The sequence below is a fragment of the Pseudarthrobacter sp. S9 genome (genome assembly GCF_050156545.1).
Taxonomy (GTDB): domain Bacteria; phylum Actinomycetota; class Actinomycetes; order Actinomycetales; family Micrococcaceae; genus Arthrobacter.
This window is the reverse complement of record NZ_CP189576.1, coordinates 4,300,213-4,316,285: the sequence shown is the minus strand read 5'-3', so window position 1 is coordinate 4,316,285 and position 16,073 is coordinate 4,300,213. Positions and strand designations below refer to the sequence as shown.

Genomic DNA, 16,073 nt, shown 5'->3' with positions numbered 1-16,073 from the left:
CCGGGCCCCCTCTCAGTAACCCCGGGCATCCAGGATGGCGTCTTCCTCTTCTTCCGCAGTCGTGTTCTTGCGTTTCCGGGGAGCCGGACGACGCCGCACTGCCGGGCCGCTGGAGTGCAGGTATCCGCCATCTGCCCCCCCGGCTTCGGCGTCCTCCGCGTCGATGGCGGCGTTACGGGCCTGCTGCCGGGCCGCGTAGCCGAAGCCGATGAACATCAGCACCCCGAACGCAAACCATTGCAGCGAATAGGACAGGTGCGTGCCCTCGTCGGTTGAGGGCATAGGGAAGGCAACCGGCATGTCTGGCACGGACGGGCTCTCGGAGGCCAGCTGGCCGTAGGCGCCCGTGAGAAGCGGATACCCCAGCTGAGTGGAGTACGCTGCGAGGTCAATCGAGGCCAATTGGCCGTCCGGGGCGCCGCGCTGGAGCTCGGGTTCGGCCGACTTGAGGCGGGCAACTACCGTCACCTGGCCCTTAGGCGGCGCCGGGACCGAGTCGGGACGGCCCGGCGTGTTGTTACCGATCGGCAGCCAGCCGCGGTCGACGACGACCGTCTCACCGCTGTCGAGCTTGAACGGGACCACCACCTCGTAGCCGGGCTGGCCATTGAGCGGACGGTTGCGGACGATGCGCTGGCCGGCGACGTCGTAGCTGCCCTTCAGTTCCACCTGCGTCCACTCGCGCTCGGCGTCGAGCCTGGTGAACTCATCCCGGACGTCGGCGAAGGGGACCGGGGGGGCGGAGTAGTTGGAGACCACGCGGTTGATTTCCGCAAGCGTCTCCGCCCGCCGGTCCATCTGCCAGCGGCCCAGCCCGACGCAGGCGGCGGCGAAGATCGCGGCCAGGAACAAATACCCCAGCCACTTACTGGAGAAGAGAAAGCGGTACATTCAGCCGACCTTGCCTGACGGGTCAAGGGCCACTGTTTCTTTCCAGAGCCCGCGGGTCTGGAGGTAGTCCTCAAGCCACGCCTGGTGTTCGCCGCAGGCAAGCCAGATCTTGCGCCGCTCCGGGGTATGGATCTTGGGGTTGTTCCACAGCAGCTGCCACTCGGCCCCGGCCCGGCAGGCCTTCCGCGAGCAGACGGTACCGGCGGGCGGGGCGGTGCCGCCGCCGTTCCCGGCCAGGTCAAATAGGTTCATGAAGCTGCACGTCCGTGTTCGCCGTTGTCCTCAAAAAGTCCGTCCTTATCAGCGATGTCGTCCTCATCCTCGATCAGCTCGCCCTGCAGCAGCGTAATCGAGGCGTCTTCTTCTGGTGCGGGGGAGCCGGCCCCGGCATCCGACTCGCCCATCGGAACGTAGTCCAGCAGGGAATCACTGTGGATCTCCGCTCTGTCGCTGCCGTTCGCGATCACCACGGCGATCCAGGGAAGGAACACTGCGCCGATCACGGGAATGATCTTAAACCAGCCGTCCACCACAAAAATCAGGATCAGGCACACCATGCGGATGCCCATGGCCACGGCGTACTTGATCATCCGCTGGCGCATCTCGTCAGAGTGCGCTGCGGCCGCGTCCGTGATGCTGTGCACCTCGGTGTCGCCGGATAGCGCATCCGGGTCGCCGGGCATCGGCTCACCGGGTCGGTTTTTGAGTGTCACGGCTGTCAGATCACGCTCCCAAGGCTTACTCCAATTCTCTCACCATCGCCGGACCCGCCCAAACGGACGACTCCCGGGCGCTAAGATCGGAGGCAGGAAAATCCAGCCCCCAGCGCGGCGCCGACCCGCCGCAGAATCCCGGAGCCCCCTATGTCTGAAACAACGTCTGAAACACCCACCACCGGCCGCAGCGTTCTGATCACCGGCGGCAACCGCGGGATCGGCCTGGCCATCGCTGAATCCTTCCTGGCCAACGGGGACAAGGTGGCGGTCACATACCGCAGTGAATCGAAGCTCCCCGAGGGCATCCTGGGGGTCAAGGCCGACGTCACCGACGAAGCCTCGGTCGATGCCGCCTTCACCGAAGTCGAAGCCGCACACGGTCCCGTGGAAGTGCTCGTCGCCAACGCCGGCATCACCAAGGACACCCTGCTGATGCGCATGAGCGAGGATGACTTCACCTCGGTCATCGACACCAACCTCACCGGCGCCTTCCGCGTCATCAAGCGGGCCTCCAAAGGCATGATCCGGGCGCGGAAGGGCCGCGTGGTCCTGATTTCCTCCGTCTCCGGCCTGTACGGCGCCCCGGGCCAGATCAACTACTCGGCCTCGAAGGCGGGCCTTGTCGGCATCGCCCGCTCGCTGACCCGCGAGCTCGGGGCCCGCGGCATCACCGCGAACGTGGTGGCGCCGGGCTTCATCAACACGGACATGACGGCGGAGCTGCCCGAGGCGACGCAGAAGGACTACCTGTCCAAGGTTCCGGCCGGCCGCTTCGCCGAGGCGTCCGAAGTTGCCGACGTCGTCCGCTGGATCGCCAGCGACGAGGCGGCCTACATTTCCGGCGCCGTCATCCCGGTCGACGGCGGCCTCGGCATGGGCCACTAGGCCTGGTTTCCGGTTGACGACGGCGGCGGGAGCCGCCGTCGTCAACCGCCCGCCGCCACTGCGCCGGGTTCGGGCGCAGGAGTCCTCCACGATAGGCCTTTTGCCCTTGGCAACGCCCTGTCGGGAAGCGTGTAATGGGCTTACAGCCCCTGAACATGCAAGGCAGGGGCATGGAATCAGGAGGATTATCATGGCTGAACCCAGCAAGTGGGCGCCCTCGGACATGCTAGAGCCGATCCGTCGCTTCCTCGACGGCGATCTGCCGATGATGACGTCAACAATCAAGGTGGAACAGTTCCAGGACGGCAACACCCTGGTGGTGCGGGCGGAAGTGCCCGGGATCGATCCCGAGACGGACGTCGACGTCTCGGTCAGCGAAGGCATGCTGCACATCAAGGCCCAACGCGAGGAAAAATCCGAGCACACGAGCAAGACCGGCTACCGCTCCGAGTTTCACTACGGATCATTTACGCGCAGCATCGCCCTGCCGCCGGGAAACCGGGAAGAAGACATCACCGCCACGTACAAGGACGGCGTCCTCGAAGTGCGCTCACCGGCCCCCGCCACGCCGGCGGAGGAGTCCGCCAAGAAGATCAGGATCGATCGCGGCTGACACACAGTCCCTGAACTAGGCCTGAACGGCTTCTTTGTGGACCCCGAACAACTGAAAAGGCGCACACCGCTGGCATGATGGACTGCAGACCCACAGTGTTTGGACGTTTGGAACAAAGGAGCTCGAATGGGACTGCTGGACAATAAGACCGCAATCGTGACCGGTTCATCGCGGGGAATCGGCGCCGAAGTCGCCAAGTTCCTCGCCGCCGAAGGTGCCGCCGTCGTCGTGAACTACCGCCAGAAGGCGCCGCGGGCGAACAAGGTGGTCGCGGAGATCGAGACCGGCGGGGGCCGCGCCGCCGCCGTGGGAGCGGACCTCACCACCCAGGAAGGCGTCCAGGCCCTGGCCAGCGCCGCCATGGAAAACTTCGGCTCGCTCGACATCCTGGTCCTTAACGCCTCCGGCGGGATGGAGTCGGGCATGGAAGAGGGCTACGCGCTGAAGCTGAACCGCGACGCCCAGGTCAACATGCTCAACGCCGCCGTGCCGCTGATGCCCGAGGGATCCCGCGTGGTGTTCGTGACCAGCCACCAGGCCCACTTCATCGGCACCGTGCCCACCATGCCCGAGTACGAGCCCGTGGCCCGCAGCAAGCGCGCCGGCGAGGACGCCCTCCGCGAACTCGTGCCGAACCTGGCCGAGAAGGGCATCTCCCTCGTCGTCGTGTCAGGTGACATGATCGAGGGCACCGTCACGGCCACCCTGCTGGACCGCTCCAACCCCGGTGCCATCGAAGCCCGCCGCGCCGAGGCCGGCAAGCTGTACTCGGTGTCCGAGTTCGCCGCCGAGGTCGCCAAGATGGTCACGGCCGACGTCGAGACCGGCCACACCGAATATGTCGGCGGCTCGGATTATTTCGATAAGACGACTGACAAGAGCGTCAGCTAAGCCTTGATCCACGGGTCCACGGCTGGTCCTGGAACGCCACCTACCGGCAGGTCGTGACCCGCCACCGGGCCGGGCAGGGAAATTTACAAATGCCCTGCCCGGCTTCCGCGGCTTAGGCAAGCGGGGTGACGTACGCTCCAGAGATCCCGCCGTCCACCAGGAACGTTGACGCCGTGATGAAGGAGGCGTCGTCGCTGGCCAGGAACGCAACAGCGGCGGCCAACTCTTCGGGTTCCGCGAAACGGCCCAGCGGAACATGGATCAGGCGGCGTGCGGCCTTCTCCGGATCCTTGGCGAAGAGTTCCTTGAGAAGCGGCGTGTTCACCGGTCCCGGGCAGAGGGCGTTGATGCGGATGCCCTGGCGGGCGAATTCGACGCCGAGTTCCCGGCTCATGGACAGCACGCCGCCCTTGGATGCACTGTAGGAGATCTGCGACGTGGCCGCGCCCATGACGGCCACAAACGAGGCCGTGTTGATGATGGAGCCCTTGCCCTGCTCCTGCATGTACGGAATCGCGTACTTGCAGCAGTAGTAAACGGAGGTCAGGTTCACCTCCTGGACCCGGCGCCAGGCGTCGATGCCCGTGTCCAGGATCGAGGCGTCGTCGGCGGGGGAGATACCGGCGTTGTTGAACGCGATGTCCACACTCCCATACGTCTCCTTGGTCTGGGCATAGAGGTTCTTGACGTCTTGTTCGCTGGTTACGTCCACCTTGACGAACAAGCCGCCCACTTCGGCGGCGGCGGCAAGGCCGGACGTCGGTTCGATGTCCGCGATCACCACGTTGGCGCCTTCGGCTGCCATCCGGCGTGCCGTGGCGAGTCCGATGCCGCTGGCTCCGCCGGTGATGACTGCGCTGCGGCCGGCGAGGCGGTTGGAAACTACTGCTTGCATTGTTGCTCCTTAGGAAGTGCGTGCCGGGAAACGGCTGGCTTGTGGGTGCTTAGTGGAGGTCGGTGGAAATGAACACGTTCTTGGTCTCGGTGAACGCGTCCAGTGCGTCGGGTCCGAGTTCACGGCCCAGCCCCGATTGCTTGAAGCCACCGAACGGGGTGGAGTACCGGACGGACGAGTGTGAGTTGACGGACAGGTTGCCGGACTCGACGGCCCGGGCGACCCTCAATGCCCGGTCCACTTTGGATGTCCAGATGGAGCCGGACAGACCGTATTCGGAGTTGTTCGCGATCCTGATGGCGTCGGCTTCGTCGTCAAACGGCACGACGGCGACTACCGGGCCGAAAATCTCGTCCGTGAACGACGGCTCATTCAGGTCCGGGGTCAGCACGGTGGGCGGGAACCAGAACCCCGCGCCTTCAGGGGCCTTCCCCTGGAAGGCGACCGGGGCGCCGTCGGGCACAAAAGCCGAAACAGTACTGAGCTGTTGGGCCGAAATGAGCGGACCCATGGTGGTGGCGGCGTCGGCGGGGTCTCCAACAGACATGCCGAGAACCGCCGGTTCAAGCAGCTCCAGGAAGCGGTCGTAGACGCTGCGCTGGACGAGGATGCGTGAACGGGCACAGCAGTCCTGTCCGGCGTTGTCGAAGGCGCCACCGGGAGCCGCGGCGGCCGCGAGCTCCAGATCGGCGTCGTTGAAAATGATGTTGGCGCTCTTGCCGCCAAGCTCCAGGGTCAGCCTCTTCACCTGGTCCGCGCAGCCCGCCATGATCTGCTTGCCCACGCCGGTGGAGCCGGTAAACACCACCTTGCGCACGGCAGGGTGGGTGACAAAGCGCTGGCCCACCACGGATCCCTTGCCCGGGATCACCTGGAACACGCCCTCAGGGATGCCGGCCTCGAGCGACAGCTCGCCGAGACGGATGGCAGTCAACGGAGTCACCTCGGCGGGCTTGAGCACCACCGTGTTCCCCGCTGCCAGCGCCGGGGCGAAGCCCCAGGCTGCGATCGGCATAGGGAAGTTCCAGGGGACAATGACCCCCACGACACCGAGCGGCTCATGGAAGGTGATGTTGACCCCGCCGGCTACCGGGATCTGCTTGCCGAAATGCCGTTCCGGAGCTGCGGAGTAGTAGTTGAGGACGTCGCGGACGTTGCCGGCCTCCCAACGCGCATTTCCAATGGTGTGGCCCGCGTTCAGGACCTCCAGCTGGGCCAGGTTTTCCAGATCTGCGTCAACCGCCGCCGCGAACCGGCGGAGTAGCAGCGAACGGTCGGCCGGGGCCAGGGCCCGCCAGGATTCGTAGGCAGCGGCAGCCCTGGCGATGGCAGCGTCCACTTCGGCCAGGCCGGCGAGCGGAACCGTTTGGATGATCTCTTCTGTGGCTGGGTTGATGACATCAAAGGCGGTGGCGGTCATGCGGGGGACATCGCTTTCATGGTGGTGGCGTTGGAATTGGTTGCGTTGGAAGTGACGGTGCGGTCGGCGCGGTAGCCGGCCGCGGCTTCCACGAACCCGCGGAACAGGCGCAGATCATCCGGGTTCTGTTCCGGGTGGAACTGGACCCCAAGGACCCATCCAACGTCGGTGCTTTCCAATGCCTGGACAGTGCCGTCGTGAGACCGGGCCGTGCAGCGGAGGCTCGCCGGCACGGCGTCAATCGCCTGGTGGTGGTAGCAGGGCGCCGTGGCGGAATCCCCGAGCAGACCCTGGATCAGGCTGCCGGGCGTGGTGCTGAACGCGGCCTCCCCGTACACGCCCGGAGCCGGCTGGTAGTTGGCATCCGGGTTGACGTCCGGAATGTGCTGGATCAGCGAACCGCTCAAGGCCACATTGAGGATCTGCGCTCCACGGCAGATCGCGAACAGCGGCAGTCCGCGATGAAGCGCGGCACGCGTGAGCACCGTGTCATGCGAGTCGCGCAGCGGCTGCGCCTTGGTCTTGGGATGCGGCGTTGCCCCGTACAGGGAAGGATCGACGTCGGGACCGCCCACCACGATTAGCCCGTCCACGAGGTCCAGGACGGACTCGTCGGTGCCTACCGGCGGCAGGAGGATGGGTGTTCCGCCTGCCGCGACGACGGCTTGGACGTACGTTCCGGGGAGGATGGCCGCTGTCGTATTCCACACGCCCCAGGACGCTTCCTGGAAGTAGCTGGTCAGCGCGATCCGGGGCCGGTATGTCTCAGAGTCGTTCGAAGCCACGGACACGCTCCCAGTCTGTGATTGCGCTGTCGTAGGCCTTCAGCTCCACGGCCGCTGCATGGACATAGTGGTCCACCACGTCGTCGCCGAACGCCTTGCGGGCGATGATGCTGTCCGCCAACAGATCACGGGCGTCACGGAGGTTGGTTGGCAGGCGCTGTGCATCCGAGTCATAGGCATTGCCCTTGGTGATGGCAGGCAGCGGAAGATCGTTTTCGAGGCCGTGGATGACGGCGGCAATCAGTGCGGCAACCGCCAGGTACGGGTTGAGGTCCCCGCCGCCCACCCGGTTTTCAGTGCGGAGTCCGCGTCCGTGCCCCACCACGCGGAGAGCGCAGCTGCGGTTGTCGAGCCCCCAGGCGACGGCGGTCGGGGCGAAGCTTCCTTCCACGAACCTCTTGTAGGAGTTGACGTTGGGAGCCAGGAAATATGCGAATTCCCGTAAGGCCGCCAGCTGGCCGGCTACGAAGTGCTCCATGACCGGGCTGAAGCCGTGCTCTCCGTCGCCGGGTAGAACCGGCTTGCCTTCGAGGTCAGTCAGGCTGAAGTGGATATGGCAGGAGTTGCCTTCGCGCTCATTGAATTTGGACATGAAGGTGATGCTTTTGCCGTGCTGGTCGGCAATTTCCTTGGCACCGTTCTTGTAGAAGGTGTGTTTGTCGCAGGCGGACAGCGCCTCGTCGAAACGGAAGGTGATCTCCTGCTGCCCCAGATTGCACTCACCCTTCGAGGACTCCACCACCAGCCCGGCGGCTTCCATGTTGGTGCGGATGGACCGGATGACCGGCTCCAGCCGGGCCGTCGCCAGCAGGGAATAGTCCACGTTGTACTGCGTGGACGGCGTCAGGCCGCTGTAGTTCTTCTGCCAGGCCTGCCCATAGGAATCGTCGAACATCAGGAATTCCAGTTCGGTCCCCACAAAGGCCCTGTAGCCGAGTTTTTCAAGCCGTTCCACCTGGGCACGGAGGATCTGGCGGGGTGAGGCAGCCACGGGGGATTTGTCCGTCCACATCACATCGCATTGGACCATTGCGGTGCCTTCCAGCCACGGGACCAGGCGGAGCGTGGAGATATCCGGGAGCATCACCATGTCGCCGTAGCCGGTTTCCCAGGAGGACATGGCGTAGCCGTCCACGGTGTTCATTTCGACGTCGACCGCCAGGAGGTAATTGCAACCCTCCGCTCCGTGGTCCAGTACGTCTTCGAGGAACGAGCGTGCGCCGCAACGTTTTCCCTGCAGCCTGCCCAGGGCATCCGTGATGGCGACAATGACGGTATCTATGGTGCCGGCGGCTACCAGTTCCCTCAGGTCGTCGACGCTCAGCTGGCCTTTTTGGCCGGGCTTGTTGTTTTGATCATTCATGATGGCTCCGCAACGTGGGTTCTTCAATGGGTGGGATCGCAGTTTTCGTTCTGATCACAGTTTGAGTTCGGCTTCGGCCAGGGCCAACCGGGCAAATTCCTCCTCAGGGGCGCCGGCGACGATCCGGTGCCGGCTGTAGAACCAGTAGTAGAGGAGGGCGGCTGCGAAGATCGCTGCTGTTATGGACGCGGCAAAGACGTCGACGACGAACGTGGCCACCACTGCCACAGCGGACAGGACCAGAGCGATCGACGTTGTGACAATCCCGCCTGGTGTCCTGTAGCCGCGTTCCAGATCCGGCTCCTTGATACGCAGGACAATGTGGGAAAGGTTCAGCAGTACATAGGAAACAGTTGCGCCGAACACTGCGATGTTGATGAGCAGTGCGCCGTCCTGGGTGGCGGCGGCAAGTACGAATCCGATGGTGCCGGGGACGATCAGCGCCCAGTACGGCGTGCGGCGTTTTCCGGTGAGAGAGAGCCAGCGCGGCAGGTAGCCCGCCCGGGAGAGCGCGAAGAGCTGCCGGGAGTAGGCGAAGATGATGGAGAAGAAGCTGGCCACGAGGCCGGCGAGCCCTGCGTAGTTGATGAAGTCCGCAAGGAACGTGTTGCCGCCATAGGCGAGGCGGAGGGCTTCCGGCAGGGGATTGTCCGAGCCGCTCATGGCCTGGGCCCCTGCCGCGCCGGGCACGAGGAACAGCATCAGGGCGCCGAAGACCACCAGAATGATGACTGCCACGATGATTCCTTTGGGCATGTCCCTTTTGGGGTTGGACGTTTCCTCGGCGGCAAGCGGAACGCCCTCGACGGCAAGGAAGAACCAGATGCCGTAAACCAGCGCCGCGAGCACGCCGCTGATCCCCATCGGGAGGAAAGCGCTGGCCCCGGGGGATCCGTCCGGGACGATGTCGAACAGCTTTGCGGGGTCGAACTTCGGCAGAAGTCCGATTGCAGCGGCCAGCAGGGCGACGGTCGCCACGGCCGTGATCGCAAACATCAGCTTCAGTGCTTCGCCGACGCCGCGGATGTGGATCCAGATGAAAATGACGTAGGTGACCAGATAGACAGGCCAGGAGTTCGTGAGGCCGAACAGTCCCAGTGCCTCAATGTATCCGCCGATGAAGGTGGCGATTGCAGCGGGCGCCACAGCGTACTCAATCAGTACCGCAATGCCGGTGGCGAACCCTCCGAGCGGCCCCAGGGCCCGGCGCGCAAACGCGTAGCCGGCACCGGCGGTCGGCAGGGTGGAGGAGAGCTCTGCCAGCCCGAACACCATGCAGGTGTACATGACGGCCATCAGCACAAAGGCGATGAGCAGGCCGCCCCAGCCGCCTTGCGCCAGACCAAGGTTCCAGCCGGCGAAGTCACCGGAGATAACATAGGCAACGCCAAGGCCTGCGAGCAGGACCCATCCGGCGGCCCCCCGCTTCAGGCTTCAATGCTGCAGGTACTCGTCTTCACTGCTGACAGCCTTGCTGCCCCCGGATTTCGCCGTGCTCACTGCTTTGTCCGCTGATTCCATGCGTGTTCCTTACGTGTGAGGAGTGCTGGTGAAGAGGGTTCATGGGAGGATCAACCTGATCCTAAAGGACTGTTTTCAGTCCAAGGGGTGCTTCACAGTCTGGATCTTGATTGACCGTGCGTCAATAGTTTTCGTCTAAAAACTGATGTTTGGATCACACGGCTCGCGTTTCAATGGTTCCTTTCATGACCTTTGGGGATTAATGCGGGTAGCATTGTGTCAGCATCAGGCGTGTGGCCATGCCGTGAGCGAATTGGAGGAGACACCATGCAGGACTCTTCGTTTGTCCGCTCCTACTCGATGCTGCGCCCGGTGAGGGGCGGCAATGCGTTCGAAGAGACCATCGAACACATTCTTCAAACCATCAAGCTCGGCATCTTTGCGCCATCGGAAAAACTGCCACCTGAACGGGAACTGGCCGAGCGGCTGGGCGTTTCGCGCGCAACTTTGAGGGACGCTCTGGGAGAACTGCAGAGCGCGGGCTATCTCGAGGTGCAGCGGGGGCGGTACGGCGGGACCTACGTGTCCAGTTTGGCGTTGCAGGGGACGCACGACGCCGGACCGCTGGATCCGGCGGAGGTCGAGGACGTTCTGGTGTTCCGCGGCATCATTGAGCCTGCAGCTGCTGCGTTGTCCGCGAAGGCGGATCTGACTGCGGCTGCCCGAAGGCACCTGCAAGTCTGCCTTTCGGAAGTGAGCAATGCGTCAGCGGAGGCCTACCGGCCGCGCGATGCCCGGTTCCACATTGCCATTGCCGAACTTTCCGGATCTTCCAGTCTCGTCGGGGCCGTTGCTGAAACGCGGGCCAGGCTCAATGAGCTTTTGGACCGCATCCCGCTTCTTGGCACGAACCTTGAGCACGCGAACGAGCAACACGCTGAGATTGCCGACGCCATCCTCCGCGGAGACGCGGCCACCGCGGAGCGGGCCACGATCGAGCACCTGGAAGGAACCGCATCCCTCCTGCGCGGCTTCCTGTCCTGACCGCGGCCGCAGCAGGCGCCGGGAATCCGGCACACTTCACTCAGACCCCGGCGATGTACCGCACGGCATCGAGGAACGGCAGGTTCACCGCGGCGTCCGCGGCCGCCTGCACCGCCGGCTTCGCGTTGAAGGCGATCCCGATCCCGGCGGCACCGAGCATGTCAAGGTCATTGGCACCGTCACCCACCGCGACGGTGTGCTCCATCGGGATGCCTTCCGCGGCAGCCCACTCACGCAGGTACTTCTCCTTGGCCGCACGGTCGATCACGTCGCCGATCACCTTGCCGGTGAGCGCGCCGTCGACGATTTCCAGCTCATTGGCGATCCAGTAGTGCAGTCCGAGGCCCTCGGCGATGGGCCGGAGGATCTGGTTGAAACCGCCCGACACCACGGCTACAGCATGGCCGGCGGCCTTGAACGCCGCCACCAGTTCCGCCGCGCCGTCAGTGAGCCTGACCTCGGCACGGACGGCATCGACGACGTCGGCCGGCAGGCCGGCGAGCACCGCCACCCGGGCGTGCAGGCTCTGCGCGAAATCCAGTTCGCCGCGCATGGCAGCCTCGGTCACCGCGGTCACTTCCTCGCGCTTGCCGGCGTAGGCGGCCAGGAGTTCGATCACCTCCTGCTGGATGAGCGTGGAATCCACGTCCATGATCAGGAACTTCCGCGGGGCGGTCCGCAGCGCGGCCGGAACCAGGGCCGTATCCACGCCGTCGACGCCGGAGCCGGCCACGCTGCGGCGCAGCTCTTCCAGCCTGGCGTCCGTGTCGGCCCCTGCGCCCGACTCCAGCACGCAGTCCGCCGTGTACACCTCGAAGCGGCCGTCTCCGGTGCGGGTTTCGGCGTCGACCGCCAGCCCCGCGGCGGTGAGGAGCGAGCGCAGGCGCTGCACGTCGGGAAGGGACAATTTCAGGCCGTAGCTCACTGCGGTCACGTTCGAACTCATGGCTGCAATCCTAGCGAGCCGGCAGGAGGTGGCCCGAATTCGTGGCGCCCCGGCGGGCGCCACGTGACGCTCCGGCACGGGCGACGGTTCCGGTTATCAGTCGTCCGCTTTTTTGTCCTAGTGTCTACTCCTATGAGTGATGTTCTTGAAATGGCCGGCGTCAGTGTTGTACGTGGGGCAAAAACCCTCCTGGACAAGGTCGACTGGCAGGTCAAGGAAGGCGAACGCTGGGTTATTCTGGGCCCCAACGGCGCCGGCAAGACCACTCTCCTCCAGGTGGCCGCCGCACGGATCCACCCCACGAGCGGCATGGCGGGCATCCTGGAGGAAGTCCTCGGTGCCGTGGACGTGTTCGAACTCCGGCCCAGGATCGGCCTGTCCTCGGCCGCCTTGGCCAGCCAGATCCCCGAACACGAAAAAGTCCTCAACGTCGTGGTCACGGCCGCCTACGGCGTCACCGGCCGCTGGCGCGAAGGCTACGAAAAGAACGACGAACGCCGCGCCTTCGGCCTCCTGAACGAATGGGGCATGGGCCCGTTGCTCAACCGCCCCTTCGCCTCCCTGTCCGAGGGCGAGCGCAAACGCGTGCAGATCGCCCGCGCCCTCATGACGGACCCGGAACTGCTGCTCCTCGACGAGCCGGCTGCCGGGCTCGACCTCGGCGGCAGGGAGGACCTTGTCCGGCGGCTCAGCGAGCTAGCCCGCGACGAGACCGCCCCGGCGGTCGTCCTGGTCACCCACCACCTCGAAGAGGTGCCGCCCGGCTTCACGCATGCCATGCTGATGCGCGACGGCGGCGTGGTGGCCTCAGGACCGCTCCCGGGCGTCCTCACCGCAGAGAACCTGAGCGAGACGTTCGGCCTGCCGCTGGAGGTCACCGCCAACGCGGGCCGGTACACCGCCACAGCCCGCCGCTGACGGGACTGCTGACAGCGCGTGGAGTTCTTTAATAGCGTCTTCATTTTCTTCGCCGGGCTGTGGGCCGGCACCATCAACAGCGTCGTCGGTTCCGGCACCCTCGTGACGTTTCCGGTGCTGATCGCGCTTGGCTACGCTCCCGTCACGGCCTCCATCAGCAACGCGACGGGCCTCGTGGCCGGCAGCGCCGCGGGTGCCTGGGGGTACCGCAAGGAGCTCGCTGGCCGCGGCAAGCAGCTGCTCCGGCTCCTGCCGGCCTCGCTGCTGGGCGGCATCACCGGCGCCTACCTGCTGCTGCACCTCCCCGACAAAGTGTTCCACTACGCCGCACCCGCCTTGATCGTGGTGGCCCTGCTCATGGTGGTCTTCCAGCCCCGCCTGCAGCAGTGGGTGAAGAACCGGGAACAAAACCCCGAGCATGCCATCCGCGACCGGAGCCACGGCATCCTGCTCGTGGTGCTGGTGTACCTCGCGGGAGTCTACGGCGGCTACTTCGTCGCCGCCCAGGGGATCCTGCTGGTGGGCATCCTCGGTGTCTTCATGACCGGAACCATCCAGAACGCCAACGCCATGAAGAACATCCTGGTCCTCGGCGTGAATGTCGTCGCGGCGGCCTCGTACCTGCTCTTTGCCTTCGGCCGGATCAACTGGGCGGTCGTGGGGCTGATCGCCGTCAGCTCCCTGATCGGCGGCGTGATCGGATCCAAGGTGGGCCGCCGGCTCTCCCCGATGGTGCTGCGCGGGGTCATCTTCGCCCTCGGACTCGTGGCGCTGGGCTTCATGATCGCCAACCTGCTGAAATGACCCGCTGAAATGACCCGTTGAAATGACCCGTCTGTGACCTTCCACTATCTCGAATCCGCCGACGACCCCCGGGTCTCCGACTACACGCAGCTCACGGACGTGCACCTGCGCAAGGTCCGGGAACCCGCGGAGGGCATGTATATCGCGGAGTCCTCCCGTGTGCTGCGCCGTGCACTGGCCGCAGGGCACCGGCCACGGTCCTTCTTCCTCGCCGAAAAGTGGCTCGAAGACCTGGCGGACATCTTTGCGCAGTACCCGGACGTGCCGGCGTTCATCGGCTCCGCCGCGCTGCTGGAGGACATCACCGGCTTCCACCTGCACCGCGGCGCGATGGCCGCCATGCACCGCCCGGCCCCCGTCCCGCTGCCGGAACTGCTCGCCGGTGCCCGCCGGGTCGCCGTCCTGGAGGACATCATGGACCACACGAACGTCGGGGCCATCTTCCGCTCCGCCGCGGCCCTCGGGGTGGACGCCGTCCTCGTCTCGCCCCGCTGCGGGGACCCGCTGTACCGGCGCAGCGTGCGGGTCAGCATGGGCACCGTATTCCAGGTGCCGTGGGCGCGCCTCGAGGACTGGCCGGGGGACCTGGGGGTGCTGCGCGAGCACGGCTTCACGGTGGCGGCCATGGAGCTCACCGAAGACGCCGTGGACCTCGACGAACTCGCCGCGCGCAGGCCGGACCGGCTGGCCCTGGTGCTCGGCACGGAGGGCGCCGGGATGAGCGAAAGCACCCTCGCCGCCGTCGACCTCGCCGTGAGGATCCCCATGCGCGCGGGAGTCGACTCGCTCAACGTCGCGGCGGCGTCGGCAGTGGCGTTCTGGGAACTGCGGCCCCGGGACTGAACGTTCGCCGATGCGGCGCATTTTCCGCTATGATTGATAGCTGGCCGTCCGGTGCTTTCCGTCGGCCATCCCATTCATACCTGGCAACTGGCAAAATCCAGTTGTGCGAACAAAGGTCCAATTATGAAGTCTGATACTCACCCGAAGTACGAAGCTGTTGTTTTCAACGACCTGGCTTCCGGCGTCAAGTTCCTGACCAAGTCCACCGTGTCTTCCAAGAAGACCATTGAGTGGGAAGACGGAAACACCTACCCGGTTATCGACGTCGAAATCTCCTCCGAGTCCCACCCGTTCTACACGGGCAAGCAGCGCATCATGGACTCTGCAGGCCGCGTCGAGCGCTTCAACGCTCGCTTCAAGGGCTTCGGCGGCAAGAAGTAACTTTCTTCCCCAAGGTCTTTTGGAAAAGCCCGCGCCCTTTGGGTGCGGGCTTTTTGCGTACCGGATTCAGCGATTCCTGGGGCAGGATGGATGCCATGACATCCCTTCCTTTGGCAACCGGCTCCAGCAGCGCCGACGGCCGCGCGGGCCACCACGGCGAGTACAAGGTTCCCGGCGGCAAGCTGGTGGTCGCCGACTTCGACGTCGTCCACGGCGTCCTGGCCAACGTCTCCCTCAGCGGGGACTTCTTCCTGGAACCGGACGAGGCACTGCCGGAGATCAACCGCGCGCTCACGGGGCTCCCGGCGGACTCCACCGGCGCAGAAATGGCCGCAGCGGTGGAGGCGGCGCTGCCCGAGGACGCCGTCCTGTTCGGCTTCTCCGCCGACGCCGTGGCAGTCACGGTCCGCCGCGCCCTCGCGAAGGCCACCGGCTGGGCTGACCACCAGTGGACCATCATCGCCCCCTCGGTGCTGCCCACCCACGTCAATGTCGCCCTGGACGAGGTCCTCACCGAGGAGGTCGGCGCCGGCCGGCGCAATCCGACCCTGCGCTTCTGGGACTGGGAGGAGCCGTCCGTGGTGATCGGCAGCTTCCAGTCCGTCCGCAACGAACTCCACCCCGAGGGTGTGGCCCGGCACGGCATCACCGTGGTCCGGCGGATCAGCGGCGGGGGAGCGATGTTCATGGAAGCCGGCAACTGCATCACCTATTCCCTGTACCTGCCGCAGACGCTTGTTGACGGCATCAGCTTCGCCGACTCCTACGCGTTCCTGGACGCCTGGGTGATGGCGGCCCTTGAGAAGGTGGGCATCAGCGCCTTCTACGTGCCCCTCAACGACATCGCCACGGACCAGGGCAAGATCGGCGGCGCGGCCCAGAAGCGGCTCGCCAACGGCGGGATGCTGCACCACGTGACGATGAGCTACGACATCGACGCCGACAAGATGGTTGAGGTGTTGCGGATCGGCAAGGAGAAACTCTCGGACAAGGGCACCCGGAGCGCCAAGAAGCGCGTGGATCCGCTCCGGCGGCAGACCGGCCTGGCCCGTGCCGAGATCGTCGCGGCGATGATGGACGTCTTCACCGAACGCTACGATGCAACGCCCTCCGAACTCACCGACGCCGAGCTCGACGCCGCCCGCCGCCGGGTGGAGGCGAAGTTCGGCACCGCCGAGTGGCTGCACCGTGTGCCGTAGGAGCGTGTGCTGCGGGAA

The 16,073-nt window shown here is 65.4% G+C and carries 18 protein-coding genes; 9 read left to right on the top strand and 9 right to left on the bottom strand.

Going from position 1 to position 16,073, the window contains the following annotated elements; translation table 11 throughout:
- Positions 1-12 precede the first annotated feature (12 nt).
- From ACQCSY_RS20805 to ACQCSY_RS20795, 3 genes are read right to left on the bottom strand one after another with little or no spacing between them, the layout of a single operon-like run.
- Positions 13-891: an SURF1 family protein gene (locus tag ACQCSY_RS20805; RefSeq protein WP_427131789.1), complete on the bottom strand. Its 879-nt coding sequence runs from the start codon at positions 889-891 to the stop codon at positions 13-15.
- On the bottom strand, positions 892-1,143 hold the full coding sequence (locus tag ACQCSY_RS20800) for a hypothetical protein (RefSeq protein WP_427131787.1): 252 nt from the start codon (positions 1,141-1,143) through the stop codon (positions 892-894).
- Positions 1,140-1,604: a DUF3099 domain-containing protein gene (locus ACQCSY_RS20795; protein ID WP_427131785.1), complete on the bottom strand. Its 465-nt coding sequence runs from the start codon at positions 1,602-1,604 to the stop codon at positions 1,140-1,142. Before ACQCSY_RS20795 ends, ACQCSY_RS20800 begins: the two co-directional genes overlap by 4 nt.
- A gap of 150 nt (positions 1,605-1,754) precedes the next feature.
- On the opposite strand from ACQCSY_RS20795, the gene ACQCSY_RS20790 reads away from it, so the two are divergent.
- The 3 genes from ACQCSY_RS20790 to ACQCSY_RS20780 all read left to right on the top strand — a co-directional run bounded on the left by ACQCSY_RS20790 (position 1,755) and on the right by ACQCSY_RS20780 (position 3,996).
- The gene (locus tag ACQCSY_RS20790; protein ID WP_427131783.1) at positions 1,755-2,492 is read left to right on the top strand and encodes a beta-ketoacyl-ACP reductase; all 738 of its coding nucleotides are present in this window, start codon (positions 1,755-1,757) and stop codon (positions 2,490-2,492) included.
- 190 nt (positions 2,493-2,682) lie between these two features.
- On the top strand, positions 2,683-3,105 hold the full coding sequence (locus ACQCSY_RS20785; RefSeq protein ID WP_427131781.1) for an Hsp20/alpha crystallin family protein: 423 nt from the start codon (positions 2,683-2,685) through the stop codon (positions 3,103-3,105).
- Between the two features lie 126 nt (positions 3,106-3,231).
- Positions 3,232-3,996, top strand: coding sequence for an SDR family oxidoreductase (locus tag ACQCSY_RS20780; protein ID WP_427131779.1), 765 nt, complete (start codon positions 3,232-3,234; stop codon positions 3,994-3,996).
- Positions 3,997-4,108: 112 nt separating this feature from the next.
- Here the strand turns inward: ACQCSY_RS20780 and ACQCSY_RS20775 are convergent, their stop codons facing one another.
- Genes ACQCSY_RS20775 through eat form a run of 5 tightly spaced genes read right to left on the bottom strand, consistent with a single transcriptional unit; the run spans position 4,109 to position 9,890 of the window.
- A complete protein-coding gene (locus tag ACQCSY_RS20775) occupies positions 4,109-4,891 on the bottom strand; it encodes a 3-oxoacyl-ACP reductase (protein ID WP_427131778.1) in 783 nt (260 codons plus the stop codon).
- Positions 4,892-4,940: 49 nt separating this feature from the next.
- A complete protein-coding gene (locus ACQCSY_RS20770; protein WP_427131776.1) occupies positions 4,941-6,311 on the bottom strand; it encodes an aldehyde dehydrogenase family protein in 1,371 nt (456 codons plus the stop codon).
- Positions 6,308-7,096 (bottom strand): gamma-glutamyl-gamma-aminobutyrate hydrolase family protein, encoded by a 789-nt coding sequence (locus ACQCSY_RS20765; protein ID WP_427131774.1) that lies wholly within the window; start codon positions 7,094-7,096, stop codon positions 6,308-6,310. The genes ACQCSY_RS20770 and ACQCSY_RS20765 overlap by 4 nt, the downstream gene beginning before the upstream one ends.
- Complete coding sequence (locus tag ACQCSY_RS20760) at positions 7,077-8,459, bottom strand: glutamine synthetase family protein (RefSeq protein ID WP_427131772.1); 1,383 nt, start codon at positions 8,457-8,459, stop codon at positions 7,077-7,079. Before ACQCSY_RS20760 ends, ACQCSY_RS20765 begins: the two co-directional genes overlap by 20 nt.
- A gap of 54 nt (positions 8,460-8,513) precedes the next feature.
- The gene (gene eat, locus ACQCSY_RS20755) at positions 8,514-9,890 is read right to left on the bottom strand and encodes an ethanolamine permease (RefSeq protein ID WP_427135970.1); all 1,377 of its coding nucleotides are present in this window, start codon (positions 9,888-9,890) and stop codon (positions 8,514-8,516) included.
- 390 nt (positions 9,891-10,280) lie between these two features.
- Here eat and ACQCSY_RS20750 point away from each other — a divergent pair, with 390 nt between their 5' ends.
- Positions 10,281-10,964, top strand: a complete 684-nt coding sequence (locus tag ACQCSY_RS20750; RefSeq protein ID WP_427131770.1) for a FadR/GntR family transcriptional regulator — start codon at positions 10,281-10,283, stop codon at positions 10,962-10,964.
- A gap of 40 nt (positions 10,965-11,004) precedes the next feature.
- On the opposite strand, the gene serB is transcribed toward ACQCSY_RS20750, so the two are convergent.
- Positions 11,005-11,910, bottom strand: a complete 906-nt coding sequence (gene serB / locus ACQCSY_RS20745; protein WP_427131769.1) for a phosphoserine phosphatase SerB — start codon at positions 11,908-11,910, stop codon at positions 11,005-11,007.
- Positions 11,911-12,042: 132 nt separating this feature from the next.
- On the opposite strand from serB, the gene ACQCSY_RS20740 reads away from it, so the two are divergent.
- From ACQCSY_RS20740 to ACQCSY_RS20720, 5 genes are all read left to right on the top strand, one after another.
- Positions 12,043-12,828 carry an ABC transporter ATP-binding protein gene (locus ACQCSY_RS20740; RefSeq protein WP_427131767.1) on the top strand — a complete coding sequence of 262 codons (786 nt, stop codon included), beginning with the start codon at positions 12,043-12,045 and terminating at the stop codon, positions 12,826-12,828.
- Between the two features lie 18 nt (positions 12,829-12,846).
- On the top strand, positions 12,847-13,632 hold the full coding sequence (locus tag ACQCSY_RS20735) for a sulfite exporter TauE/SafE family protein (protein WP_427131766.1): 786 nt from the start codon (positions 12,847-12,849) through the stop codon (positions 13,630-13,632).
- 33 nt (positions 13,633-13,665) lie between these two features.
- Positions 13,666-14,475 (top strand): TrmH family RNA methyltransferase, encoded by an 810-nt coding sequence (locus ACQCSY_RS20730; RefSeq protein WP_427131765.1) that lies wholly within the window; start codon positions 13,666-13,668, stop codon positions 14,473-14,475.
- Positions 14,476-14,598: 123 nt separating this feature from the next.
- Positions 14,599-14,856, top strand: coding sequence for a type B 50S ribosomal protein L31 (locus ACQCSY_RS20725; protein WP_024365679.1), 258 nt, complete (start codon positions 14,599-14,601; stop codon positions 14,854-14,856).
- Between the two features lie 95 nt (positions 14,857-14,951).
- A complete protein-coding gene (locus ACQCSY_RS20720; protein WP_427131763.1) occupies positions 14,952-16,055 on the top strand; it encodes a lipoate--protein ligase family protein in 1,104 nt (367 codons plus the stop codon).
- Positions 16,056-16,073: the final 18 nt, after the last annotated feature.